A 25,285-nucleotide genomic window follows, 5' to 3' on the forward strand; every position below is an offset into this window, starting at 1 on the left:
ATGTTTAATTTTTAGTTGATAAAAGTCTCAATTAAATATTGAATAAAATATTAATATGTACTTTAAACTTTCTATGGTGGTGTAAAACAGTCCATTCACTGTGCACCACCATAGCCGTGCGACAGCATGCGGAACACGCACATCATTGGTACACGCCAAAACCGCGTATCGCCGCACGTCAGCCCCTATTCATTGCCGCTTCTTACTATTCCTCAACGCACTCCTTTCCCCTTTTATTATTCGCTCCATTTGGCGACCCCGCAGTTGACCCAAAAATCGGTTCCTTCCGGCCGGTTCCCAACCACAATTACATAAGGAAAAATCCATGCTTCCGGTTATCTCTCGAGCACTCACACCCGCTCCCCGCGCACGCCGCACTTTCGCCCTCACTCTCGCACTCGTTCTCGGTGCCGTACCCGTCACCTCCGCGGTGAGCGCACAGCCTGCCGCCCACGCTGTAGAAGCCCACGCCGCAAAACCCGCAGTGAACCTGCAGCTCGTCATCAAGGCAGAGCAGCCCAAGGACGACCCTGCATACCTAGAATGCGTCGCCAACTTCCTCGGCACCATGAGCGCCACCCCCGGCGTGTGGGCGGTCTGCCACGGCTACCTCGGCAGCGAAGAATACACCGTCACCCGCCGCCACAGCAGCGCAAGCGTCACCCGCGGCCAGCTGGTGCGCATGCTCTACCGCATGGCGGGATCCCCGACCGTCAAGAACCTGCCCACGACCTCCCCCTACAAGGATGTGGCAACCACCGACCCGGACTACCCCGCCTACATCTGGGCGGCGGATGCGGGCATCACCTCCGGCTGGGATGACGGGCTCTTCCACCCGGACGAGTACGCCACCCGCCACACCATCGCCGCGTTCCTGTATCGTGCCGCAGGTAGCCCCGACGGTGCCGCACGCCTGCGCCAGATTCGCCGCCCCCAGCGCGCCAAGAAGGTAGTCAAGAAGGCTGAACAGTTCAAGACCGAAAACCGCTGGGCAGCCCGCACGCTCGGCACCTACCCCGAAGTGGACCGCGACGGTGACGGCGTGGCAGACGTGGTGAACCCTGCCAGCCCCCTGTACTTCTCCGACGCCCTGTACATGCTCAAGGCGTACGGCGATAAGGGCCTGAAGGTTGTGGGCACTCCCGCCGTTGACTAGGAGTAATACCGACCAGATTCAGTGCTAACTAGATTCAGCGCTGACTAGCGCATATATTCACCGCCCGCCGGTGCGACCCAATGGGTTACGCAGGCGGGCGGTGTGCTATACCGGGACGCTCCGATGAGGTGGGAACGCGATACCCGCTAAGCTAGAAGGCATGAAGATTGCCACCTGGAACATCAACTCAATCCGCGCCCGTGAGAACCGCGTCGAAGACTGGCTCGACGAACACGACGTTGACGTGCTCGCCCTGCAAGAGACCAAAACCAAAGATGAAACCTTCCCCTTCGACCTCTTCGAATTCATGGGCTACGAGGTTGCGCACTTCGGCCTGAATCAGTGGAATGGCGTGGCAATCGCCTCCCGAGTTGGCCTCGAAGACGTGCAGCGCGGCTTCGATAACCAGCCGCACTTCGGCAAGCCCGGCGAGCCCGAGGCGCTGGAGGCGCGCGCTATTGGTGCGACCTGCGGCGGTGTGCGTGTCTGGAGCCTCTACGTGCCCAACGGCCGCGGCCTGACCGACCCGCACATGGACTACAAGCTCCGCTGGATGGAGGCGCTGCGTCAGAACGTGCACAACGAACTGGCGGCTAACCCGCAGTCGCAGCTTGCCCTGGTCGGTGACTGGAACGTCGCCCCCGAGGATGCCGACGTGTGGGATATAGACTACTTCCTGCGCAACGAAATGACCCACGTTTCCGAACCCGAACGCCGCGCTTTCGCCGCCCTACTCGAAGAGGGCATGGTGGACGTAGTACGCCCGCACACTCCGGGCGAGTACACCTACTGGGACTACCAGGCGGGCCGCTTCACCAAGGATGAGGGCATGCGCATTGACTTTCAGCTGTTCTCGCCCGCGCTCGCCGCACGCGTGGAACGTGCCTGGATCGATAAGGTGGAACGCGCCGGTGAAGGCGCAAGCGACCACACGCCGGTCGTGGTTGAGATTGCCGACTAATCCGAGCGTATAGCTTGCCGTAGAACCGCGTGTAGTAAGGAGGCGGGGGAGGGGTCCCTCGCCTCCTTGCTGTATCTGCTGGTGCTTCTGTGTGCCTGTCTCTGGGCGGCTGTTCCTATGCCTGCCCCTGGGTTTCTGCCAATATTTCGGGGTTTTCTGTGTGGCTTAGTTGAAAAGTTCGGCTAGCCGAACTATTGTTAAATTCCGCCCGGGACGACAGGCAAAAGCGCATTATGATGCCTGCGCAGACACAACCGTGTCCCTAGCGTCCCGGCGCGGCAAATCCCATACATCAACCACATACTCAAACCCGTGACTTCCAATGAAGGATGCCTCATGAACGCTTTCACCCCCGCAGGCAGCAACGCACGCCGCCTCGTCCAGGCGCTCTGCGCCGCCCTCGCACTCACCCTGCTACTCGTGCTCACCGGCTGCGGTAGCACCTCCAGCACCACCGAAGGCGCTAAGAGCAGCAGCGGCAAGAAGACCGTGCTCACCACCTTCACCGTGCTCGCAGACATCGCCCGCAACGTGGCAGGCGACGACCTGAACGTCGAATCCCTCACCAAGCCCGGCGCAGAGATTCACGAGTACGAGCCCACCCCCTCCGACCTGAAGAAGGCACACGCCGCCGACCTGGTGCTCGACAACGGCCTGAACCTGGAATCCTGGTTCGCGAAGTTCGTTGAAGAATCCCATGCTAAGCACGTGACCGTCTCCGAGGGGGTCACGCCCATCTCCATTACCGAGGACGCCTACGCGGGCAAGCCCAACCCCCACGCCTGGATGAGCCCCAGCAACGTGCAAAAGTACGTGGACGTGATGATTCGCGAATTTAGTGCTCTCGACCCGGCCCACGCCGCCGACTACAAGACCCGCGGTGAAGCCTACAAGAAGCAGCTGCAGGGCGTGCGTGACGAGCTCGTCAAGGAAATCTCCACCCTGCCCGAGAACCAGCGCGCACTGGTCACCTGTGAAGGTGCCTTCTCCTACCTGGCGGCAGACGCGGGCCTGAAGGAAAAGTACATTTGGGCGGTCAACTCCGAACAGCAGGCGACCCCCTCGCAGATTTCCTCCGCGATCGATTACGTGCGCGAGAACCAGGTTCCCGCCGTGTTCTGCGAATCCACCGTCTCTGACAACCCGATGCGCCAGGTCGCAGACGCCACCGGCGCACGATTCGGCGGCGTGCTCTACGTGGACTCGCTCTCCGAGGCGAACGGCCCCGTGCCCACCTACCTGGACATGATCCGCTACGACGCACGTACCATCGTTGCGGGCCTCAAGGGCAACTCCTAAACCCGGCATAAACCCCGAATAAACCCGGCATAAACCCGGGCCAACCCCGGCATCGAAAACCCTGGGTAAACCCCAAACCCCCGATAGGATAGGAGGGGCGTCGCCTTCTTGGCTCCGCTCCTCCCACGCCGTTAACACTCGCTCACACAGCACCCACTCAGCAACACGCAAGCAAGTACACCCGCCCCACACATACGGTGACCACCAGAAAGAACACAAGGAATGAGCACTCTTCTCAGCTGCGAAAATGTGCACGTGAACTACGGGCCAGTCCGCGCCCTCACTGGCGCATCCTTCACCCTGGACACCGGGCGTATCTGCGGCCTGATCGGCATGAACGGCTCCGGCAAATCCACCCTTTTCAAAGCCATCATGGGGGTCGTACCCATGCACGCCGGCAGCATCACCCTCGACGGGCAGCCCGTCGGCGGTAACCGTGGCAGCCGCGGCAAGAACGCGCACCATCACCGCGCCGGGCTCGTCAGCTACGTGCCGCAGAGCGAAGAAATCGACTGGACCTTCCCCATCTCCGTGCGCGAGGTGGTCAGCATGGGACGCTACCGCAACCTCGGCATCACCCGCCGCCTGCGTGCCGCAGACCGTGCCGCCGTGGATGAGGCGCTCGCCCGCGTGGAACTGACCGACCTTGCCGACCGTCAGATTGGGGCGCTTTCGGGCGGTCAGCGTAAGCGCGCCTTCGTGGCACGCGCTATCGCTCAGGGCGCCCAGCTGCTGCTGCTGGATGAGCCTTTCGCCGGCGTGGACAAGCGTAGCGAAGCGATGCTCATTCAGGTCATCGAACAGCTGCGTGACGAGGGCGCGACCGTGCTGGTTTCCACGCACGACTTGGCGAGCCTGCGCCAGTTCGCCGACGAGGCGCTACTGCTACGCGGCGATATTCTGATGCACGACACCCCCGAGAAGGTGCTCGCCCCCGAGAACCTGGTGCGTGCCTTCGGCATGGAAGTGGACGCCGGCGCGTCGGTCGCTACCGGCGCTGCTACCTCCGGCACTACTACGATCAGCTCTGCGGAAGGGAAGAACTAAATGGACATCCTCAACTTTCTGGTGGAGCCGCTGACCCTGCCCTTCATGCTCCGCGCATTCGTGGTCACCGTGCTTGCCGCCGCCGTCTGCGCTCTGCTCTCCTGCTGGCTCGTGCTGCTCGGCTGGTCACTTATGGGGGATGCCATTTCGCACGCGGTGCTACCCGGTGTGGTGCTCGCCTATATTTTTGGTGCGCCCTTCGCAGTGGGTGCGGTGGTTGCCGCCCTCGTGGCGGTAACTCTTATCGGCGGGGTGCGGCGCAGCGGCCGCGTGCGCGAGGACGCCGCGATCGGCATCGTGTTCACGACCATGTTTGCGTTCGGTCTGGTGCTGATTTCGGTTACGCCGTCGAATACCGACCTGAACCATATTCTCTTCGGTAACGTGCTGGGCGTGTCCTGGTCGGACGTCTGGCAGGTCGCCATCCTCGCGGTGATTGTTGCCGCCGTGCTGCTGGTCAAGCGCCGCGACTTCGTGCTGTACGCCTTCGACCCGGGCTTTGCGCAGGCGGTGGGGTTGCGTCCGCGTCTGCTCGGCGCGCTGCTGCTCATTATGCTGGCGCTAACCTCCGTGGTGGCACTGCAGATCGTGGGTGTGGTGCTGGTCGTGGCGATGCTCGTCATCCCCGGCTCCACCGCGCGCCTCATCACGGACCGGTTCGTGCCGATGCTCGCGGTGAGCGTGGGAGTCTCCCTGGTGGGCACGCTGACCGGCTTGTACGCCAGCTACTACGCGGACGTATCCCCCGGTGGTGCCGTGGTCGTCACGCAGGGCATACTGTTCGCCCTGGCGTACGTATTCGCCCCGCGCTACGGTCTGCTGGGCAGGATGCGTGCCCGCCGACTCAGCACTGCTGCAACGAAAACTGAGCCCTCAGCTTCCTAAAACTAACTCAATACAGCGCTAGGCGGAGGCCCTTTACGGGACCTCCGCCTAGCGCTATTTTCTGAAATTCTAGGGTGCCTCTACCGCCCTGCGCCTAGCGCACCGTGCGGGACACGAACAGGGAGGCGGTCGCCTCCGCACCCAACGGAATAATGGTGCCGCCGGGCTTCACCGCGCCAGCCGCGTCCGTCTCGTGCAGGTTGCCGGAACCGGCACCGACCACGCTCACGTTCACCGCCTCCGAGAAGGGCGCACCCTCCTCAATGTGTAGGCGCACGCCGGGCACAAAACCGTGGCCCTGCAGGTAACGCAGCAGGCGCGGGTCATCATCGTTAATGCGTTCGAGCACGACTGTTTCGCCGGGTTCGCACTGGCTCAGCGGCACGGTCTGCGGAAAACTAATATGCCCCGAAGAATCCGGAATCGGGTCGCCGTGCGGGTCGCGGGTCGGGTGCCCCAGCAGGGTGTCGATGCGGTCCACCATGAAGTCGGATACCGCGTGCTCCAGAACCTCCGCCTCGTCGTGCACACGGTCCCAGGTGTAGCCGAGCGTCTCCACGAGGAACGTCTCAATGAGGCGGTGGCGGCGGATCATTGCCAGCGCGTAGGAGCGGCCGGTTTCAGTGAGCTCAATAGCGCCGTAGGGCTGATGCTCGATCAGGTCGGCGGCGGCGAGGCGCTTGAGGCCGTCAGATACCGAAGAAATGCGCAGGCCCATGCGTTCTGCCAGGGCGGATGCGGTGGCAGGGGTTTTGGTCCATTCTTCGAGGCTCCAGATTTCCTTGAGGTAGTTCTGGGTGCTGACGGAAAGTTCTGAAAGAGGCATAAAGATAAGTTTACCTTTTCTCTGGTTTTGCCCGTCGAGCTACAGGGTATTCAGCGCGGGCTTAAAAAGCGTCCCGCCCGGATAGTTCACCCCTGGCAGGGGGCGACCATCACGGGCGGGATCAGGTGTTCGGTTCCGCGCCGGCAGGTACAGAAGGCTGGCAGGTACCAGGTACGAAAGGCTGGCAGGCGCGAAAGAATGAGGGATGCGCGGCGGCGGTTAGGTGGCGCGGCGGCGCGAACGGTCAATACGGGTCAGCAGCTCGATGAGGGCACCGCGTGCCGCCTGCTCCTCATGCCAGAGGGAGCGGACGAGGGTGCGGCTGACCGCCTGGGTGGTGATGCCGAGCGCGGTTGCGGCTGCTTTCTGCTGGCCGCGCACGCCGGGTACGAGCAGGTTTACTACGCGCCATTCGGCGTCGGTACGGTCGGCGCATACGCGGTAGAGCAGGCGTGCGGAGCCTGCGGCGAGGTCGGCGAGGTGGCGGTTGTCGGCGCTGACGCTGATGCAGCGTACGGGTGCGCCTCCTTGTGCTTCTTCGACGGCGAGGCGTGAGAATTCGAGGGCGTCGCCGGTGCAGTCGGTGGTGCTGACGGCGCCGAGTGCGCCTGCGAATCGGGGGATGTTGAGCTCGCCGATTCCGATGCCGACCCAGAAGCCGTTATCGCGCGCGGCAATGAGCGCCGCATGGAGTGCGTCGCTGGCGCGGTCGAAGGCGCCCTGAATTTCGTCAGGGTATGTCTGGGCGAAGGCAACACGCGGGTTGAGCTTTGCGAGTTCGTCCGACAGTGCAGTGAGTGAGTGCTGTGCGGAACGTTGAATAAAGGTTAGAACGAACACCTTCCTATTATGCCGTAAAACCTTCAACAAGCGGCGTAAGGTTCGCCGTAATACCGGCAACATTTAAACCCCTAAAAATGCGCATTGATAAGGGGAATTATCGTGAGCGTGCACTGTGTGCAGAAATCCTCGAAAGGACGTAGAACACCCCCGAAAGGAAAATAATTTTCATGCAAGTGCACGTTGAATTATTCGCTTTCGGGGGCGTTGAGTGGAGTTGATAGACGGGGCTACCGCGGAACTACTGTGCGTTCGTTACCTGCGAGATATGCGGCAGCTGACGCAGCGGCTTCTGGAATACCATCACCACCAGCGACAGGAAAATGAACACCGCGTAGAACAGCGCCGTGTACGTAATACCCCAATCAACAATGAGGAAGCCTGCCAGCAGAACAGCCAGTGGGGTCAGCGCCATATTCGGGATGCCCTGCACCGAGTGCACGCGACCGATCATATGCTCCGGGGTGGACGCGTTAATGTACGCAATGATGCTCGAATTGAAGGAGGGGAGCACAATACCCGCCAGCACAATCAGCAGGCACACCGCCCACAGCATCGAATGAACCACCGGCAACAACAGGTAGCAGGCCGACATGATGGCCAGGGAGGTGATACCGAGCGGGCCGAGCGCAAACTTCTCGGTCAGCGGGCCGACCAGGAACGAACCGAGCAGCACGCCCACGCCGAAGGCGCTCGCAAAGATGCCGATGAAGAGCGGGTGTGCGCCCTCCAGGGTGTAGTAGTAGATGAAGGTGAGCGGAATACCGACCGTTCCAAAGTTCGCAAGCGTTGAAACGAATGCAATGGACACCAGCACCTTGTTCTTCAGGATGTACTCGAAACCGGCTTTTGAGTCCTGCCAGAAGCTGGTTTTCTCTCCTTCTTCCTCTTCTGCGGGCTGCCGACTAGCACCGTAGCTCTTGGGCGCGACGATGAACGCCAACAGGTTGACGACCGCGTGAACGGCGGTCATGAGCACGGTCGAGAACCCGATAATGATGCCCGCGACCGGGCCACCCAGCAGGTTGGCGGTGGACTCGCGCGTCTCGCCCATACCGGAGGCGTACCCCAGGTGTTCCTTGGGCACTACGCGGGTGATGATGGACTGTTCACTCGGGTAGTCGAAGGTAGAAATGATGGCGGCGAGAGAAATCGTGATCACCAAAACGTAAATATTGGTGACGTTGAAAACGAGGTAAAGAAGAATCGCCACCCAGGACAACGCCTGACCAATGCAGGACAGCGCCAGGCACTTCGAGGGGCCGATTCTATCAACCCATGTTCCAGATATCGCCCCGGCGCAGGTGGCAAGAACACCCGCGACGAAGAGGGTGATACTCGCAGCTTCGGGGGAGCCGGTCAGCGCCAAAATAATGATGGGCGTGGTGATATAGCTCATCGAGTCTGAGAGCTGGTTGGCTCCAATGGCGAAGAGAGTATTTCGAAAATCTCTATTCTTGAGTAGCTCGGTGTTGACACTCATGGGGGACCTCCACTGTGTATGAATTACTGTAATCGAACATATTTTGATGTATTGCTTTACCTAAACTTTGTGGCTTAAGTTTGGCAAGATACCTAATTCCTTCATATGCGGCAAGTGATCCAGATATAAGGACTATAGGAGATATTGCAGCATTTATCTCTGGGACTTTATCTGTATGAGCTTCCTCGTAACCTAGACGAGTCATATTTCGTAGATTACTTTCACGGATGCATCTATAGCATCCTGTAACCTTTGGGTCATAGATGCAACAATTAATTATTGGGCCATTGTAGCTTGCATCAATCCATGGCTTACCAGATTTTAATGAAGCATCAGAGAACCAAAATGGTATATCGTCTGGACTGTCAGCGCAACGGTACACTAGGTCATATTCATTAAAATATTTAATGAGGTCATCAGAGGAAGTAATTTTCTTATCTTCGGATGTAATAAGAATTTCTGAATTTATTTTTTGGAGATTTTTCATGGCAGCCGTTGATTTTTTGAGCCCAAGGTCTTTTTCTGTGTATAGAATTTGCCTATTGAGATTCGACTCTTCAACATTGTCAAAATCAACTATGTGTATTTGAGATACTCCTGAAGAGGCTAAGTTCATGGCCACGGATCCACCAATTCCTCCAAGACCTACAATTGCAATCTTCGAGGAGGACAGAATATTTTGCACCCGAAAAGGGTCGCTACTTCCTGAAGTGTCAATCCAAGAAAAGAATTCACGACTTCTTGAGTACCTATTAGATTTTGTAGATGATTTAAGGTAGGATCCATCTTCTATGTGACCCATCGTTATGAGTGATTCTATAATTTTCTTTGAATTTTTAGGAGTTAATCCTAAAATTTCTGATGTCTTTATAACTACCTCATCTATCGTGTATTCTCCTGTTAAAATCTCATTCAGGTTCTTAAAATTTCCCGAGGGGTCATGAATTGTGTTTGATATGCCTTGTGTTATAGATCCAATAATGAATCTATTGTTTTTAATTTTTATAATTGAGTGACCAAATCGAAGCTTTGGGTACATTTTTCCATCTTTCTATCTGTTGGATGTTTGTATGCGTAGAGGGGCTCGAGTAACTGAGATTACCGAGCCCCTCTGGAGGTGGTTATTTACTGTCCGCCTACACGATGTGCCGGAGGACGGGTACCACCATGAGCCCTCTTGAGCTCATCTTCGGATGAGGTAATCAAATCCTGAATATCGAGTTCCATTGGTGTTCCTTTCGACAGATAGTCATCTATGGCTATCGAATCTTGGTTGAGCGAGTCAGCTCAACCCCCAACATCTGTTGGTGTCTTAAATCATAGTGGAGATATGGGTCATATGCATGAACTCATGTTGAAAAACTTTCCTCATTTTGAGTATTGACATTAGGGTTAGGATGACTACAATTCAGTCTTGGTGCTTCCGCCCAACCGAACCCTGAAATAACCCGATTGAACCCGGTTGCGGGCGCACCAAAGACGCCCCCGCAACGCAGCAGGCGGGGGAGTGTAGAAGAGCGCAGAATAAGGGCCGCACTAGGGGCGCTACTCCACCAGGCCCGCGAAACCCGACAGAGCCAGCACCTCCTCAACATCCTGCGGCACCGAACGCGCCACCCACGGCGAATGCACCAACACCGCCTGCCACTGACCGCGCGACACCGCCACATTCAAACGATTCGGCGACAGCACAAACCCGGCACCGCGCCCAGAATCAACCCGCGACGACGCCAACGACACCAACACCACCGCAGCCTCCTGACCCTGGAACTTATCCACCGTGCCCACACGCACGCCAGCACCCGAAGAATCCGCCAAACCAGCAGCAATCAGCGCCTCACGCACACAATCAACCTGCGCGTTATACGCCGCCACCACAATGCAATCCTCCGCCGCCAGAGGGCGCGGCTCAGCACCAGCCGCCGGAACCCACTCACGACCCAACAACTCGCGCACGCAATCCACCACCGCCTGCGCCTCCTGCACAGAACGCACCGAACAGCCCGCATGCTCCACCGGATACGACACCACACCCGGCGCAACACCCTGCAGGGCGCGACCAGCCGCCGCCGCCGCGCTCGCCAACGCGCCATCATACGACAGCCACGAAACCCGCTCGCACAACGCCGAATCCATACGCCACGACTCACCCAAGAAATAGCCAAAACGAGGATCCAGCGCCGCCGCTCCATCAGACAACCAGCCCAACGCCGAAACATCCACCGGGTACGGGTGCACACCCGTCGACACCTGCGGCAACTGCTGCGGATCACCCAACAGCAGCACCGAACGTGCCGCACGAGCCGCCGCCACCGTATTCGTCAGAGAGAACTGGCCCGCCTCATCAACCACCAGAACATCCAGCGACCCGGCAGGCACGCGACGCTCACTCACGTAATCCCACACCGTACCGCCAAACAGCAGGCCGCCTGCACCAGAAATCAGCTCCACCAGCTCAGAATCAGACACCTCAGACCACGGGGCGTCCGGAGTCACCGACTTGCCGCGTAGACGCACCGCACGCGAAACATCAAAACCATCACGGGCGCAGCACGCCACCATGAGATTCTCAATCACCGCATGCGACTGAGCCACCACGCCCACCTTCGCGCCCTCAGCCACCAGGCGCGCAATCACATGCGAGGCGAGGAAAGTCTTACCCGCACCCGGAGGGCCCTGAACCGCCACATAGGAATGGTCGAGAGCGCGAACCGCCGCGTGCACGGCACCCACCGTGGGCAGGTCAGAGCCGGAAAAATCAACCTCATGAGGTAGATTTTCTGCATTTTTGGCATTCGAGGCGCCCTTCTTCAGGCGCGGAGCGCGGCGGAACAACAAATCCGCGGAGGCGCTCTTCACCCCCGTCAGCGAAGCCGCCGCATCGAGCACGCTCGGCAGGGCGCGGGGCGGGTCAGGAGTCTCGGAGGACTCGCTGAAAGCTTCGGAACCCTCGCCGGGCACGGGGCCATTAAGCACGGGGTCGCTCGGCATGAGGGTGCCGTTGAACAGCAGCCCGTGCACATCGGCCTGCAGAGCCGCCTCAATCGTCGCCGTAGACACCGGATCGCCAGGACCAATACCCGAAGGCAGGGCACGGTGCGGTTCATCCTTCACGCGGATGCGCTCCTGCAGAAGCCCCTCCAAGAACTCGCCAGCCGATTCGCCGGTCGACTTGCCGGACTCTGCGGCAGCCTCTTCGGGATCTGCAGAATCTGCGGAATCCACGGAACCGGCACCGAAACCGCCCTGCGTCACAGCCAGCACACGCAAGCCAAAGAAACCCGTCGCCGTCAACTCGGCAGGCACACGCTCACCCGGATTCGACGCACGGAAATAATTCACCTGCGACTCCATACGGTCCAGCGCAATCTGCGGGCTCAACCCCGCCTCATACGCACAAAACACCGCACGGTCAGAGGGCGCAATCACCAGGCTCGGGTCAGCCTCAATTCGCGCACGCAACAGGCGCACCTGCGCGCCACGCACACGATACCAGCCGGGGGCGTCCGGCACCTCGGTGGGCTCCTTCATGGCGGCGGCAAGCGCCTCCAAATCGGCGGGGGTGCTCAGAAGAGCATGCGCATGCTCCACCGAAAGCACCTGCACCCGATCGAGGTACGCATAATCGCGGCTCGCCACCCACGCCGTCGGGCCGTCCTCCAGGCGGCGAATGTGCTCACGCCAGAACGGGGCACGCTCGCGGCGGTGATAATTCGTCATGGACAGCAGCATTGCCGCCTCAAGCTCACCGGCGCCCCAGCCGTGCTCCGCCGCGTGCTCCTCCAGGGAGGCGAGCTGGGCATCCAGTAGGCACTGCAGGCGGTACTGTTCGCTGTCGTTCTCGACCGCGGCGGGCACCCGGTACATGACCGGGTGCTCCTCAGTTTCCGGATTCTCGGCGGTATCTTCGGCAGTGTCTTCGGTGACGAGCTCCGGGGCATCGGTCGCGAGGGCAAGAGAAGCCGCCGCGTTCAGGCACGCCGGGCACTCGTCGCAGGTCAGAAAATAGGGGATGCGCTCGGCAAGTTCCGCCGGTTCTACACCCTCGTTCAGCGCCTCGGTGAGCAGCAGGAGGCGCTGCTCCTGCAGGCGAATCAGCGGCAGAATACGTGCCGAATCAACCCGGTGAGGTTGAGGAACGGGGGAGTGGTGCTCAGCGTGCTCGGTGGGCCCCGATTCGGACCCCGCGCTGTACTCATTTGCGCCGTACTCATCCACGCCGTGCTCTAGGTGAAGGTCGAGGCGCGCGGTATTCTCGGCGCTCTCGGTTGCACTAGCGGTCAGCAGGTGCGCCGCCAGGGCACCGCGCAATAGCGCCCGATACGCCGCCTCACCCAGGTGCGGGGTGCAAACGATTAGGGCGGTATTGCTCTCGGCGGTGCTGTCCGCAACCGGGCAGTCGAGGCGGTCGAGCTCCACCGTGTAGGTCAGCCCCGCCGCGGAGGTCGCCACCAGGGGCACCGGGTGCGCTGTGCCGCCCGCATGCTCACTGCTAACTACTCCACTGCCGACTACTGCACTGCCGACCATTCCGCCCTCGGTTAGCACCCGCAGGCACTCGCGGTACGCTTCGCGGGCGCGCTCCAACTTCTCGTGGGTCGGGTGGGCAGACTGCTTCTGCGCACGCTCCCGAAGCTCGGTGTAGAGCCGCAGCTCGCAGGCGGAGGTAGCGGTCAGATCAGCGAGGGTGAAGGTAAGGTCCATGGTGACTTTTCTGCTGGAGGAGAGAAACAAAGCGGGCGTGAAACCCTGCCGGGTGAGCGGGCGCGAGTCCCGGTTGAGGAGTCTGTCGGCACCCCGTGCCCCTCTCACCCCGAGAGGTTGATTTTCAGGTTTCACGTGAAACATTACAGAAAATCAACCTAAGTGGGATGATTTAGGGGGGATTTCGGGGCTATCCGGGTGAACACACTAGGAGACTGCACTCGCCGCGGCCGCGGTAGAAACTGCCGCCGCGGGCGCCGCCGAAGCGCTCGCCGCTACCGCAGAGGGGCTGGCAGAAGCACTCGGCGCAGTCGAACGGTTCGCAATCGCCGCCGCCGCCGCGTCCACGCGTTCCTTCGCGGCGGGCAGCGCATCCGCACCGCCCAGATCGTTCAGAATAATCGCGAAAATCAGGCGGGTGCCGTCGGGTCGGGTCGCCACACCGCACAGCGAAGACACCGTGTACAAGGTGCCGGTCTTCGCCTGCACAAAAGTGCGTGCGTGCACGGCGTTCGCCGCACCAAAACGACCGGACAGGGTGCCGCTCACGCCCGCGACCGGGAACGTGCTCATCAGCTGCTCCGCATGCTCATCAGCATTCAGCAGAGCCACAACCTGCACGAGGGTTCGGGCGGTCACGCGGTCCGTCAGGGACATGCCGCACACGTCCGCCTGCACCAGGTTTTCAATGTTCACGCCGGCATCCACGAGCGCCTGGCGCACGGTCTGCTGTGCCGCCTCGCCGCTGCCTTCCTTACCGGCGGCGATGGCGGCGCAACGGCCGAGCACCTCGGCGAGGGCGTTGTCGGATTCGAGCATCATGTGTTGTGCCTGCTCCAGCAGGGTTGCCGATTCGACCGCGGCGATTTCAACTGCTTCCGCGGGGGCGGTGCGGCGCTCCGCGAGGGTAAAGCTCATGCCGGACTCCTTACCGGCGGTGTTGAGTGCATCCACGAACGCCTGCTGGGCGGCAACCGCCGCATCGTCCGGGCGTACCGGGTTGCTTGCGGTGGACTTGCCCGGCACCGTGTGCGATTCGAGCGCAATGGGGTGAATGGGCGTGATCTGGCCGGACGCCACGTCGGCGGCATCCCAGCCGGGGTTCACGCCGGGGCCGCTGAAGAAGGTGCCGTCAAGGTAGACGGGCAGCGCCGCGGTCGGCTTCTCGCCCTGAAGAAGCGCCTTCACGGTCAGCTCGGCGAGGGTGGTCAGGCCTGCGCGTCCGACGATCTGCTTCGGGTTGGAAGCGCCCGCACCGAGCAGGGTGTCGCCGCCTGCCATGAGGTACAGTCCGGCGGAGTCGCGGGTGACGCGTGTGCGCAGGCGCGCCTGCAGGTTTGCGTAGTGGTTGAGCGCGAACAGGGTCAGCACCTTAAAAGTGGAGGCGGGCACGCGCGCGGTGTCGGCGTTGGCGGCGTACAGGTCGGCGGGCGCGGTGGCCGCCTTGATGCTGGGCAGGTTGCCGTCCATGCCGGTGACGAGCAGGCTGTACTGCGGGTAGGTGCCGTCCGCGAAGAGCGTGGTGAGGGCGGCACGTAGCTGTTCCTGTTCCGTTTCGGACAGTGCGGGTGCGAGGGTCGGGGTGGCGCTGGGGGTTGCGGAGGCGGTCGCCTCGGCGGTGCCGGTGGGGCTGCCGGTTGCGCTGCCGGTGGGGCTTGCGGAACCTTCGGGGCGTTTCTGTTCGATTGCGGCGGATCCGCAGGCGGTGAGGAGGAACATGCCGCCGAGGGTGAGGGCGGCGCGGCGGGTGAGGGTGGTGGTCTGGGTGTTGTGCTTGTTGGAAGGCATCTTTTGAGCATAGCGGGCGGATGGGGTGCCTATCGAATTTACGCGCCGGTGCTGGGATGCTCATGCCGCGCTCCTGCTACCCCTCACGAACCCTATCTGGGCTGCCCGGCAGGCGGCCGGGTGTGGCGGCGGGGTGCGCTGGCGGGCGTGGGACTAGGCGGAATGTTAACTGTGGTGTGAGCGTGGTAAATTACGCTGGTTTTGGCGCCGAATACGCGGTTTCGGTGTGCGTGAACGGGTTACAATGGGTGAGTTCAACACCTAACTTTCGCACCTTGCGCGCCGAAGTCGCCGCGAAAGTGACTCTAACTCACGAGAAAGAAGGTTCCGATGGAACTCGACGTCACTATTGAAATTCCCCGCGGCTCCCGCGTGAAGTACGAAGTGGACCACGAGACCGGCCGCCTGCGCCTGGACCGTGTGCTGTTCACCTCCATGCAGTACCCCACCGCTTACGGTTACTTCGAGAACACCCTCGGTGAGGACGGCGACCCGCTGGACGCAATGCTGATCCTGGACGTTGACGTTGTTCCCGGCGTGCTGGTTGAGTCCCGCCCGGTCGCAGTGTTCAACATGACCGATGAAGCTGGCGGCGACGCTAAGGTTCTGTGCGTTCCCACCGACAAGCGTTACGACCACATCAAGTCCCTGGCTGATGTTCCGGAGCAGCTGAAGGCTGAGATTCAGCACTTCTTCGAGCGTTACAAGGACCTGGAGCCCGGCAAGTGGGTTAAGGGTGAGGGCTGGGAAGACCTGGCTGCTGCTGAGAAGATGGTCCAGGAGGCTATCGACCGTTTCGCAGCTAAGGGTCACTAAGCTGCCGCACCGTTAGGTGCACCCGGTTTTGTAGGGGGCGTGTTCCCTGTGTCTGGTTCGTGCAAGTTTTCGTACGTGCTGGAGGCGGCGGGCACGCCCCTTTTTCACGCCCCCTTTTGTTGTGTCTTTCGCCGCATCTGCTTGTACGCTGGGTGTAGTTGATTGCGCGAGGTGCAGATTCAGAGTATTTTCAAAGGGATTCACTCTTCTTCTACTCTCACACCTTTCACCGAGGATAGAAAATGAAGAAAAACCTTTCGACCCGCGGCGCGGCGGCACTGTTGGCGCTGGCTATGGGGTGCATGGGTCAGGGCGTAGCCCAGGCGGCATACATTCAGCCGAAATCTGCACAGCCTATTGAAGAGCTGGAATTTGATGTTGATTGTTTTGGCATGCACTTCTATTACGGCGCGAACATGATGACCAATTTGCACTGGGCGGAGTGTACCGGCCTGATTACGAAGAAGCAGGTTGTTGGGCTGGCCCGAATCAGTGAAGATAAGTTGCCGAACGGGGTCATGACCATTTCGCGTGGTCGCTTGCTGGAGTACCTGTACCATCTGGCTGGTTCACCCGAGGTGAAGAACCTGCCGGAGAAGTCCCCGTACACCGATCTGACTCCGGGCGACGCGCGTTATAAGGTTGCTATTTGGGCGACCCGCGTGGGTTTGAGTGCTGGTTGGTCTGATGGTTCCTTCCACTATGACACTCCGGCGAGCCGTGGCGCTTACTTTACTTTCCTTTATCGTGCTGCGGGTAGCCCCAAGGTGACTCTGGAATCTCTGGATAAGGCGAATGCTGTGCGTGCGGAGAAGGGTGCTGCCCCCATTAAGGAGGGTAGTGAGTTGCATCGAGCAATGAGCTGGGTGTACCAGCATGCGCTGGCGAAGGGGGAAGATATTCGGGCGTATAACACTAACTTCCTCACTAACGGGTACACGCCGTGGGATTTCAATGAAACACCGGATTTCTATTACGCTTCGTACCGCACAATTTTCACCCCTCTCATGGTTCTTGATTACCACGAGGAGCTGGCGCCAATTGTGGCTCGTCTGCAGTCGCTGTCCTAGCGGCAGATGAGCGGAGGGCTTGCTGGGGGCGTGTTCCCCGTGTCTGGTTCGTGCAATTTTTCGTGCGTGCTGGAGGCGGTGGGCACGCCCCTTTTTTTGTGCTCTTTGATTGTGTTCGGAGGTTCCGGGAAGGGTGTGTGTAACCGAACTATTCTTCGGAAAACAGCCTCAGAGCACCCCTGGGAGTGCTAATATGGGCATATTACGAAGAATAATTCGTATAACGTGAGGTTCTGCAGCGGTGAGGAGGAGACCCCCATGGCATTCGACGCAACGGGATTCGCGCAAGAATTTGGTGCCCAGGTTCGTGCCGTCCGCAAGTACGAAAAAATCACCCAAATGGAGTTGGCGTGGATGGTCGGGCTCAGCGATAAAACAATCCGCGATATTGAGCGTGGGCTGCCCGGCCCGTCAATTGGCGCGGTCCTCAAGGTCGCCCAAGAGCTCGGCATCGAGCTGACTATTGCCAACCCCCTCACCTAACCCCTCCCGCACACCTATATAAAGGAACCACCATGCAGAATGGACGCGCAGGACGCCTGCACCCCGCCGTCGGCACTGCCCGCCGCCACCTTGCCGCCGCCCTCGAAAAGCTCCTCGGCGCTGGAAGCATCAAAGCCACCGGACGCTCCCGCACCGCCTCCACCCCGGACGCCGCAGACCTGCCCCTGCTCCTGGTCGCCTGCAGCGGCGGCCCCGACTCCCTCGCACTGGCAGCCATTGCCGCGCACTTCGCCCGCCGCGGCGACGTACGCGTAGGCGCCATCATCGTCGACCACGACCTACAAGAAAACTCCGCCGCAGTCGCCGCGCAGACCGCGCAGACCCTCACCGACCTGGGGCTTCACCCCGTCATCACCGAAAAAGTGCAGGTTCCCGTCGGGAACATGGGCCCCGAAATGGCGGCGCGCACCGCCCGCTACACCGCCTTCACGAAAGCCGTCGAAGCCACCGGCGCCCGCGCCGTACTACTCGGCCACACCCTCGACGACCAGGCAGAAACCGTGCTACTCGGCCTAAGCCGCGGCTCCGGCACACGCTCCCTTGCCGGTATGCCGCCCGTACGCGTCGAAAGGGGCGTCACCTACCTGCGTCCCTTCCTCGGTCTGCGCCGCACCGACATGCTCGACATCTGCGATGCCGAAACCCTCACCCCCTGGATCGACCCGACCAACACCGACGAAACCCTCATGCGTGCCCGTATCCGCCACAGTGTGCTGCCCTACCTGGAGGAGCACCTCGGCGGGGACGTCGCCCGCTCCCTGGCGCGCACCGCCGCGGTGGCCGGCCCCGATGCCGAATACCTCGACGAGCAGGCACAGGTAGTCTACGAGCAGGCGCTCCTACCCGGCGGAACCGCCGTGCGCGGCATCGAACGCGAGGATGCCGTGCTGCTGGACCGTGCGCAGGTGGCGGCGCTGCATCCGGCGCTTCGTTTGCGTGTGCTTGCGGCCGCCTGCAAGGCTGCCGGGGGAGAGAACCCCGGCTTTGAGCGACTGCAGGCGCTGGACTCTTTCACCGCCGAATACGCGGTAGCTGGGCCCGTTCAGATGCCCGGTCACGTGAGCGCGTACCGCCGCCGCAAAATTGTGCATCCGGCAACCGGTGAACGCCTGGACGTGCTCGTATTAGTGCCAACTCGACCCTAACTAGGTGCCCGCGGAGCCCCCTCAGCACACACTATCTGCGTGGTGAGGTGCGCCGCGGCGCCGTTTTAAGCCATACTTAAGGCGAACACCATCCACATTGTCCGCTGTGGGAAGGCATGAAACCCCCGCACCCGGGGCCCCCGGCGGAGGCGCAGAGCGTCTAAAAGAATACGAAGGAATACATCGTGCAGGCTATCGACGTGCAGGACGATATCAAGAACGTTCTCTTCAGCAAGGAAGAGATTAACGCGAAGGTCGCCGAACTGGCGGCGCGCATCGACGAGGACTACGCCGGTAAGGACGTGCTGTTGGTGGGTGTTCTCAAGGGCGCCATCATGATTATGGCTGACCTTTCCCGCGCTCTCAAGGGCCACTACACCATGGACTGGATGGCTGTTTCCTCGTACGGTTCCGGCACCAAGTCCTCCGGCGTTGTGCGTATCCTCAAGGACCTGGACACCGACCTGGTGGGCCGCAACGTCCTAATCGTTGAAGACATCATTGACTCCGGCCTGACCCTCGCATGGCTGCAGCAGAACCTGATTTCTCGCGGCGCAGCTTCCGTTGAGATTTGCACCCTGCTGCGCAAGCCCAAGGTCGTCAAGGCTGACGTTGAGGTCAAGTACGTCGGCTGGGACATCGAGCCCGAGTTCGTTGTTGGTTACGGCCTGGACTTCGCTGAGAAGTACCGCAACCTGGACTGCGTCGCAACCCTGCACCCGCACGTTTACTCCTAAGCCTTCACCTCAGCAACCCTGCTGTAGGTGGTTACGCCCCGCCTCCTCACGCTTGTGGGGGAGCGGGGCGTTGCTGTACCCGGAGGTGGATGTACCCGACGCAGAAGATGCACTTTCACCCCCGCCGAGTGCTACAACCCTTTAGCCCGCAGGTGAAATAGAGAAGCCCGGTACCTAGCCGCCCGCCGGGGTAGGGTACATTTAAGGTTGCACCGTTGGGTGTTCCGGCAGGCATGCCGCACCCCAACGGGTCACAGCCGCAACGTAAGGACAAAAGCATTGGCGCAAAACCCCAATACTCCGCAGAAAGGCTCGGAGGGCTTCCTGAAGAAGCTGATTAACGGCCCCTGGTTCTGGCCGGGTGCAGCTCTCGTAATCATGCTGGCTTTCCTCATGGCCTCCTTCTTCACTCAGCCCTCGCGTCAGGTGGACACCAACGTGGGTCTTCAGCTGCTCAACGACCACCAGGTCAAGAGCGCAAAGATCTACGACGGCGACCAGCGCGTCGAGCTGCAGCTTAAGGACGACTACAAGAAGGGCAACGACAACTACGGTAAGTCGGTGCGCTTCTACTACGTGCAGCCCCGCGGCGACGAAGTTGCTAAGGCAATGGAATCCGCCGAGCTGGAAAGCTACACGGACCAGCCGGTTGAGCACAGCTTCCTGGGCTCCCTGGTGTCCCTGCTCCTGCCGATTCTGATCTTTGGTGCGCTCTTCTGGTTCCTGATGGGACGAGTCGGAGGCGGCTCCTCCGTCATGAGCTTCTCCAAGTCCCGCGCGAAGAAGTTCACCAAGGACAAGCCGGATGTGCGCTTCAGCGACGTTGCCGGCGTGGACGAGGCGCTCGCCGAACTGGAAGAAGTCCGCGAGTTCCTGGCTGAACCCGAAAAGTTCACCCGCCTGGGTGCAAAGATCCCCAAGGGCGTGCTACTGTACGGCCCTCCCGGCACCGGTAAAACCCTGCTCGCCAAGGCTGTGGCGGGCGAGGCTGGCGTGCCGTTCTACTCGATTTCTGGCTCTGACTTCGTTGAAATGTTCGTGGGTGTGGGTGCGTCCCGCGTGCGCGACCTGTTCAAGGAAGCGAAGAGCGACCCCGCCGCCATCGTCTTCGTCGACGAGATTGACGCTGTTGGCCGCCGCCGCGGCGTCGGCATGGGCGGCGGTAATGACGAGCGTGAGCAGACCCTGAACCAGCTGCTGGTTGAGATGGACGGCTTCGACGGCAACTCGAACGTCATCGTCATTGCGGCAACGAACCGACCCGACGTTCTGGACCCGGCGCTGCTGCGTCCCGGTCGTTTTGACCGTCAGATTGGTGTGGACGCCCCCGACATGCAGGGCCGCGAACACATCCTGCGCGTTCACGCCGCAGGCAAGCCGATTGCTAACACCGTTGACCTTGCTCAGGTTGCTAAGCGCACCCCCGGCTTCACCGGTGCTGACCTGGCGAACGTCATGAACGAGGCGGCTCTGCTGACCGCCCGCGATAACGGCAACGTGATTGACGACCGCGCTATCGACGAGGCAATCGACCGCGTCATGGCTGGTCCGCAGCGTTCCTCGCGCATCATGAACGAGCACGAGCGTAAGGTCACCGCATACCACGAGGGCGGTCACGCCCTGGTCGCGGCGGCACTGCGTAACTCCGCGCCGGTCACCAAGATTACGATTCTTCCGCGCGGTCGCGCCCTGGGTTACACCATGGTCATGCCGCAGGACGACAAGTACTCCACGACCCGCCACGAACTGCTCGACCAGATGGCGTACGCGATGGGTGGCCGTGCGGCTGAGGAAATCGTCTTCCACGACCCGTCCACCGGTGCGTCTAACGACATTCAGAAGGCAACCGACACCGCCCGCAAGATGGTTACCGACTACGGCATGAGCGCCGTGATTGGTTCCGTGAAGCTCGGCGGCGAAGACACCGAACCGTTCCTCGGTGGTGGCGGCGCTTCGGCACGCAACTACTCCGACGCGACCGCGGCAAAGGTTGACGCTGAGATCCGCGCCCTGCTGGAGCAGGCACACGATGAGGCGTTCCAGATTCTGCTGGAAAACCGCGATATTCTGGACCGCCTGGCGTTCGCCCTGCTCGAGAAGGAAACCCTGCTCGAGAACGAGATTGCCGAAATCTTCAAGGATGTTCGCAAGCGCCCCGAGCGTGAGCACTGGTACTCCAAGCCGACCCGTGAGCGTACCGACATCCCGCCGGTGAAGGCACCAAGCGAGCTGGCTCAGGAGGCACAGAAGGCTGAGGAAGCCCCTGCCGAGGCGCCGGCAGCTCCTGCTACGGCACCTACTGTTCCGGTAGCACCGGCTGCACCCGCGCAGCAGGTTCCGATAGCACCTACGCAGCCGTTGCCGCCTCAGGCGCCCCTCACCGACCCGGACGCCGACCCGACCGTCGCAATGCCCACCCAGCAGTACCCGAACTACCCCGCCCCTCCGGCGCAGCGCCCGGAGAACGGCACCCCGAACCAGAATGGAGCAGAGAATGAGCGAGGCTAAGAACGCCGTCGACCAGCCGCGTATTGAGGCTGCCGTCCGTGAGATTCTGCTCGCGATTGGTGAGGACCCGGACCGTGACGGCCTGCAACAGACCCCGGCACGTGTGGCGCGTGCCTACGCGGAGTTCTTCTCGGGCCTGCACCAGGACGCCGGCGAGATTCTGGGTACGACCTTCGACATCGCCCACTCTGAGATGGTGCTGGTGAAGGACATCCCGTTCTACTCGACCTGTGAGCACCACCTGGTGCCGTTCCACGGCGTGGCGCATGTGGGTTACATTCCGGGCCCGGACGGTAAGGTGACCGGTCTGAGCAAGCTCGCCCGCGTGGTGGATCTGTACGCTCGCCGCCCGCAGGTGCAGGAGCGTCTGACCACGCAGGTGGTGGAGGCTCTGGAGGAGCACCTGAACCCGCGCGGTGCGATTGTGGTGATTGAGGCTGAGCACATGTGCATGTCGATGCGCGGTGTGCGTAAGCCGGGCGCGAAGACCGTGACTAGCGCGGTGCGCGGTGCGCTGATGAACGGCGCAACCCGTGCGGAGGCGATGAGCCTGATCTTCTCGCAGCGCTAAGCGCATGCAATGAGCATATAGCTATACGCCAGGGGGCAGGATTCTAAGGAATCCTGCCCCCTTGCGCTATACCCCTGTGCCGTGTAGCCGCTTTTGTTGGGTCGTATGACGAGAGCCCTTGCGTAGAGGGCGTCATCAGCTGTAGAGTAGTACCACTAGTACCGGCACCACTCCTTCGGGAGTACAGGACCGGTCTTCTTTTTTATTAACGCTACGTACTGCGCTCTTCACGTACCGTTGTTGATGAATGCATAACTGTTCCTCATAAGGAGCGAAAATAACCGCGGCCGGTTCCGCCCATCAGGGGTCTGGAGCCGGTCATCGTTTTTAAACGATGACCTTAGTAAGACAGAGATGGCTTACATCCCGTGTAGTTATACCCTTAATATCCTTATATTGATATTATTAAAGAGTTCCGATGATGAAACGATATCAAGTGATGGATAGTGTATGTCTTCAATCGTAAAACCATTTAAAACATATGAACAGCAGGTTGGAATCTTGCGCCAGCGAGGTATGCTCGTAGATTCTCAGGAACATGCCGCTCACGTCCTTGAGCGTGTTAGTTACTACCGTCTGAGTGGTTACTACTATTCATTCCGGCGACCGGCGGGAAGCGTGCATCGCTCGGATACTTTCATACCCGGAACTGTCTTTGAAGATATCGTGGCCCTGTATGAATATGACCGTAATCTTCGGTCCATTGCGTTTTCGTATTTCTCGCAGTTTGAGGTGTATTTGCGGTCCCGCCTAGGGAATTTACTGGGGGAAGTGGATCCACTCATATACGAGGATGAAACCCGGTGCGACCTTCAAGGCAGTAAAAGGCGCACTGCGTGGAGCAGATTTACGAGAAAAAGCGAACAGCTTATTCGTACTTCTGAAGAAGAATTCGTGAAGCATCACCGTGAACAATACGGCGGGAAGTTGCCCGTGTGGGTTGTGGTGGAAGTTCTAGATTTGGGGGCTCTACAGAATCTGTATTTGGTCTCTCCGCCAAATATTCGACGAGATATCGCGAAAGCCTTGGGGTGTACTGACCCTCAGTTGGAAACTTGGATTAATTCGCTGCGGGTAATGCGCAATATTTGTGCGCATCAAAGTAGGTTCTACAATAAGCTGCACCCAGAGCCTCGCTTGCCGCGTGTGTTGAGAGGTGGAAGAGTTGAGAGCCCTGAAATCCGTGAGGTTGTTGACCTATTTGGTGTGCCACAGGCTGAAGAGAACCATAAGATGTGTAAAACCTTCGGCATGCTCACCCTCCTCAAATATCTGATGGACCAGGGTGGAATCGGGGATACGGAATCTCTAACGCAGATTCTGAAGGAACGTCCTAATATTTCCGTTCCTGGAGTTGATATCTCCCGGGCAATGGGTATACCGCAAGGTTGGGAAGAAACCCGTTTGTGGAGCTAAATTATTCACTGCCTATAGACACACTGAAAGGGGCGGAGGTGAAAACCTCCGCCCCTTTTGCTGTGCGGTTGTGTCCCTCGGAGCCGACGGCACCGGCAATGGTGCCGCACAGACCCCGAAGAAGACTCAAAGACCCTTAGTGGGCTTCGTTCTTATCGTCCCAACCCAGGGCAAGCGTCACGATCAAGCCCACGGCAATGAAACCGCAACCGGTTGCAGTACCGAAAGCAATCCAGCACACGGCAGGAGCACCTTCAGCGAGCACAATAGTCACCAGCGCGGCAAGAGCCACCAGGGAGAGGATCCAAGCTCCGGTCTTCAAGTTCACAATGAGTCACTTCCTAGAGTATGTATGTGTGGGTGCGCGCCACCGACCGGGAACGCGCCAGGCACGGTATGCGTGCCCTCCCAGCATACCCTTAAATAGGTATCTGTAATGCAAATATTGCATGTTGTGTCCCCAAAATCGTCCCGTCGCTGTCCCAACCCCCGCCTCAATCCCCCTTCCAATCACAGCGGCAAACATGGGAGCACCGCAGATTCGGTACGATAAACCCATGACTGAATCCACACACACCACCCGTGTAGCCCCCCTGCCCTGCGACGCGCTCGCCGCCGAACGCACCCTCGTGATGGGCATCCTCAACGTCACCCCCGACTCCTTCAGCGACGGCGGCCAGCACTACGCCGCCACCGACGCCATCGCCCGCGCCGCCCGCATGATTGCCGAGGGCGCTTCCATTATCGACATTGGCGGTGAGTCCACCCGCCCCGGTGCCGTGCGCATCAGCGTGGAGGAGGAGCAGCGCCGCATCCTGCCTGTCATCGAGGCGGTCGCGCAGATGGGCACCACCATCAGCGTGGACACCATGAACCCGCAGACCGCCCGCGCCGCCATTGCCGCCGGTGCGCACATCATCAACGATGTATCCGGTCTGAACGTGAGCGATGAAATGATTGAAACCGCCGCCGAGCTGCAGGTGCCGTACATCCTGATGCACGCGCGCGGCACCTCCCAGACCATGAACAGCCTGGCGGAGTACCCGCGCGGCGTGGTCACCGAGGTCGTGGAGGAGCTGACCGGTCTGCGTGAGCGTTTCCTTGCAGCCGGTGTGCTGCCGCAGAACCTGATTCTTGATCCGGGTCTGGGCTTCGCGAAGGGCGGCATGCAGGACTGGGAGCTGCTCGCCGCCATTGACGAGCTGCAGGGCCTGGGCCACCGCCTGCTCATTGCTGGTTCCCGCAAGCGTTTTATCGCGAACGCCCTCACGGCGGCGGATATGGCGCTGGCTGAGCGCCTGAACGCGAGCGGCTTCACCGCAACCGATGCGGGCGAGGCGGAACGCGAACTGTGGCAGTCGCTGTCGGAGCCGCGCCCGGCTGAGCACCGTGCGGCAGCCTCCGCGGCGGTGACCGCCCTGGTGGCGGCGCGCGGCGTGTGGGCGGTGCGCGTGCACGACGTGCCCGCCAGCGTGGATGCGGTGACGGTCGCCTCCGCGCTGCGCTCCGTAAGCTAAGGCTCTGCCAGC

Annotated in this window: 21 protein-coding genes; 14 read left to right on the top strand and 7 right to left on the bottom strand. The window is 60.5% G+C overall.

Annotation, left to right across the window (positions count from 1 at the left end; all coding sequences use genetic code 11):
* The first annotated feature begins 325 nt into the window (after positions 1-325).
* From HMPREF2765_RS06930 to HMPREF2765_RS06950, 5 genes are all read left to right on the top strand, one after another.
* Positions 326-1,156, top strand: a complete 831-nt coding sequence (locus HMPREF2765_RS06930) for an S-layer homology domain-containing protein (protein ID WP_070604930.1) — start codon at positions 326-328, stop codon at positions 1,154-1,156.
* A gap of 160 nt (positions 1,157-1,316) precedes the next feature.
* Positions 1,317-2,117, top strand: coding sequence for an exodeoxyribonuclease III (locus tag HMPREF2765_RS06935; RefSeq protein WP_049357434.1), 801 nt, complete (start codon positions 1,317-1,319; stop codon positions 2,115-2,117).
* 336 nt (positions 2,118-2,453) lie between these two features.
* Positions 2,454-3,416 carry a metal ABC transporter substrate-binding protein gene (locus HMPREF2765_RS06940; protein WP_005507646.1) on the top strand — a complete coding sequence of 321 codons (963 nt, stop codon included), beginning with the start codon at positions 2,454-2,456 and terminating at the stop codon, positions 3,414-3,416.
* Positions 3,417-3,638: 222 nt separating this feature from the next.
* Entirely contained in the window at positions 3,639-4,463 is an 825-nt protein-coding gene (locus HMPREF2765_RS06945) for a metal ABC transporter ATP-binding protein (protein ID WP_049340483.1), read from the top strand.
* Positions 4,464-5,348 (top strand): metal ABC transporter permease, encoded by an 885-nt coding sequence (locus HMPREF2765_RS06950; protein WP_049346253.1) that lies wholly within the window; start codon positions 4,464-4,466, stop codon positions 5,346-5,348. It begins immediately after the preceding gene.
* Positions 5,349-5,442: 94 nt separating this feature from the next.
* On the opposite strand, the gene HMPREF2765_RS06955 is transcribed toward HMPREF2765_RS06950, so the two are convergent.
* From HMPREF2765_RS06955 to dacB, 6 genes are all read right to left on the bottom strand, one after another.
* Entirely contained in the window at positions 5,443-6,174 is a 732-nt protein-coding gene (locus HMPREF2765_RS06955) for a metal-dependent transcriptional regulator (protein ID WP_005504316.1), read from the bottom strand.
* Between the two features lie 219 nt (positions 6,175-6,393).
* Positions 6,394-7,014 (bottom strand): hypothetical protein, encoded by a 621-nt coding sequence (locus HMPREF2765_RS06960; protein ID WP_005507641.1) that lies wholly within the window; start codon positions 7,012-7,014, stop codon positions 6,394-6,396.
* Positions 7,015-7,255: 241 nt separating this feature from the next.
* On the bottom strand, positions 7,256-8,497 hold the full coding sequence (locus tag HMPREF2765_RS06965) for an MFS transporter (protein WP_049346255.1): 1,242 nt from the start codon (positions 8,495-8,497) through the stop codon (positions 7,256-7,258).
* Positions 8,466-9,536: a HesA/MoeB/ThiF family protein gene (locus HMPREF2765_RS09115; protein WP_080975574.1), complete on the bottom strand. Its 1,071-nt coding sequence runs from the start codon at positions 9,534-9,536 to the stop codon at positions 8,466-8,468. The genes HMPREF2765_RS06965 and HMPREF2765_RS09115 overlap by 32 nt, the downstream gene beginning before the upstream one ends.
* Positions 9,537-10,042: 506 nt before the next feature.
* Positions 10,043-13,201 carry a DEAD/DEAH box helicase gene (locus HMPREF2765_RS06970; RefSeq protein ID WP_070604932.1) on the bottom strand — a complete coding sequence of 1,053 codons (3,159 nt, stop codon included), beginning with the start codon at positions 13,199-13,201 and terminating at the stop codon, positions 10,043-10,045.
* 207 nt (positions 13,202-13,408) lie between these two features.
* Complete coding sequence (gene dacB, locus HMPREF2765_RS06975) at positions 13,409-14,989, bottom strand: D-alanyl-D-alanine carboxypeptidase/D-alanyl-D-alanine endopeptidase (protein WP_049340476.1); 1,581 nt, start codon at positions 14,987-14,989, stop codon at positions 13,409-13,411.
* Between the two features lie 330 nt (positions 14,990-15,319).
* Between dacB and ppa the strand changes: the two genes are divergently transcribed.
* The 8 genes from ppa to HMPREF2765_RS07015 all read left to right on the top strand — a co-directional run bounded on the left by ppa (position 15,320) and on the right by HMPREF2765_RS07015 (position 23,756).
* Positions 15,320-15,805: an inorganic diphosphatase gene (gene ppa, locus HMPREF2765_RS06980; RefSeq protein WP_049340474.1), complete on the top strand. Its 486-nt coding sequence runs from the start codon at positions 15,320-15,322 to the stop codon at positions 15,803-15,805.
* Positions 15,806-16,047: 242 nt separating this feature from the next.
* Entirely contained in the window at positions 16,048-16,875 is an 828-nt protein-coding gene (locus HMPREF2765_RS06985; protein ID WP_070604935.1) for an S-layer homology domain-containing protein, read from the top strand.
* Between the two features lie 258 nt (positions 16,876-17,133).
* Positions 17,134-17,358, top strand: a complete 225-nt coding sequence (locus tag HMPREF2765_RS06990; RefSeq protein WP_049344278.1) for a helix-turn-helix domain-containing protein — start codon at positions 17,134-17,136, stop codon at positions 17,356-17,358.
* A gap of 32 nt (positions 17,359-17,390) precedes the next feature.
* Positions 17,391-18,524: a tRNA lysidine(34) synthetase TilS gene (gene tilS, locus HMPREF2765_RS06995; protein WP_070604937.1), complete on the top strand. Its 1,134-nt coding sequence runs from the start codon at positions 17,391-17,393 to the stop codon at positions 18,522-18,524.
* Positions 18,525-18,709: 185 nt separating this feature from the next.
* Complete coding sequence (gene hpt, locus HMPREF2765_RS07000) at positions 18,710-19,261, top strand: hypoxanthine phosphoribosyltransferase (protein WP_005504342.1); 552 nt, start codon at positions 18,710-18,712, stop codon at positions 19,259-19,261.
* A 279-nt stretch (positions 19,262-19,540) separates the two neighbouring features.
* A complete protein-coding gene (gene ftsH / locus HMPREF2765_RS07005; protein ID WP_070604940.1) occupies positions 19,541-21,769 on the top strand; it encodes an ATP-dependent zinc metalloprotease FtsH in 2,229 nt (742 codons plus the stop codon).
* Complete coding sequence (gene folE / locus HMPREF2765_RS07010; protein WP_005507626.1) at positions 21,756-22,340, top strand: GTP cyclohydrolase I FolE; 585 nt, start codon at positions 21,756-21,758, stop codon at positions 22,338-22,340. Before ftsH ends, folE begins: the two co-directional genes overlap by 14 nt.
* Positions 22,341-22,790: 450 nt before the next feature.
* A complete protein-coding gene (locus HMPREF2765_RS07015) occupies positions 22,791-23,756 on the top strand; it encodes an Abi family protein (RefSeq protein ID WP_070604943.1) in 966 nt (321 codons plus the stop codon).
* A 136-nt stretch (positions 23,757-23,892) separates the two neighbouring features.
* Here the strand turns inward: HMPREF2765_RS07015 and HMPREF2765_RS07020 are convergent, their stop codons facing one another.
* Positions 23,893-24,084, bottom strand: coding sequence for a hypothetical protein (locus HMPREF2765_RS07020; RefSeq protein ID WP_070604946.1), 192 nt, complete (start codon positions 24,082-24,084; stop codon positions 23,893-23,895).
* A gap of 229 nt (positions 24,085-24,313) precedes the next feature.
* Between HMPREF2765_RS07020 and folP the strand changes: the two genes are divergently transcribed.
* Entirely contained in the window at positions 24,314-25,273 is a 960-nt protein-coding gene (folP, locus tag HMPREF2765_RS07025; protein ID WP_070604950.1) for a dihydropteroate synthase, read from the top strand.
* Positions 25,274-25,285 lie beyond the last annotated feature (12 nt).

It is taken from the genome of Rothia sp. HMSC062H08 (assembly GCF_001810775.1).
Classification (GTDB): domain Bacteria; phylum Actinomycetota; class Actinomycetes; order Actinomycetales; family Micrococcaceae; genus Rothia.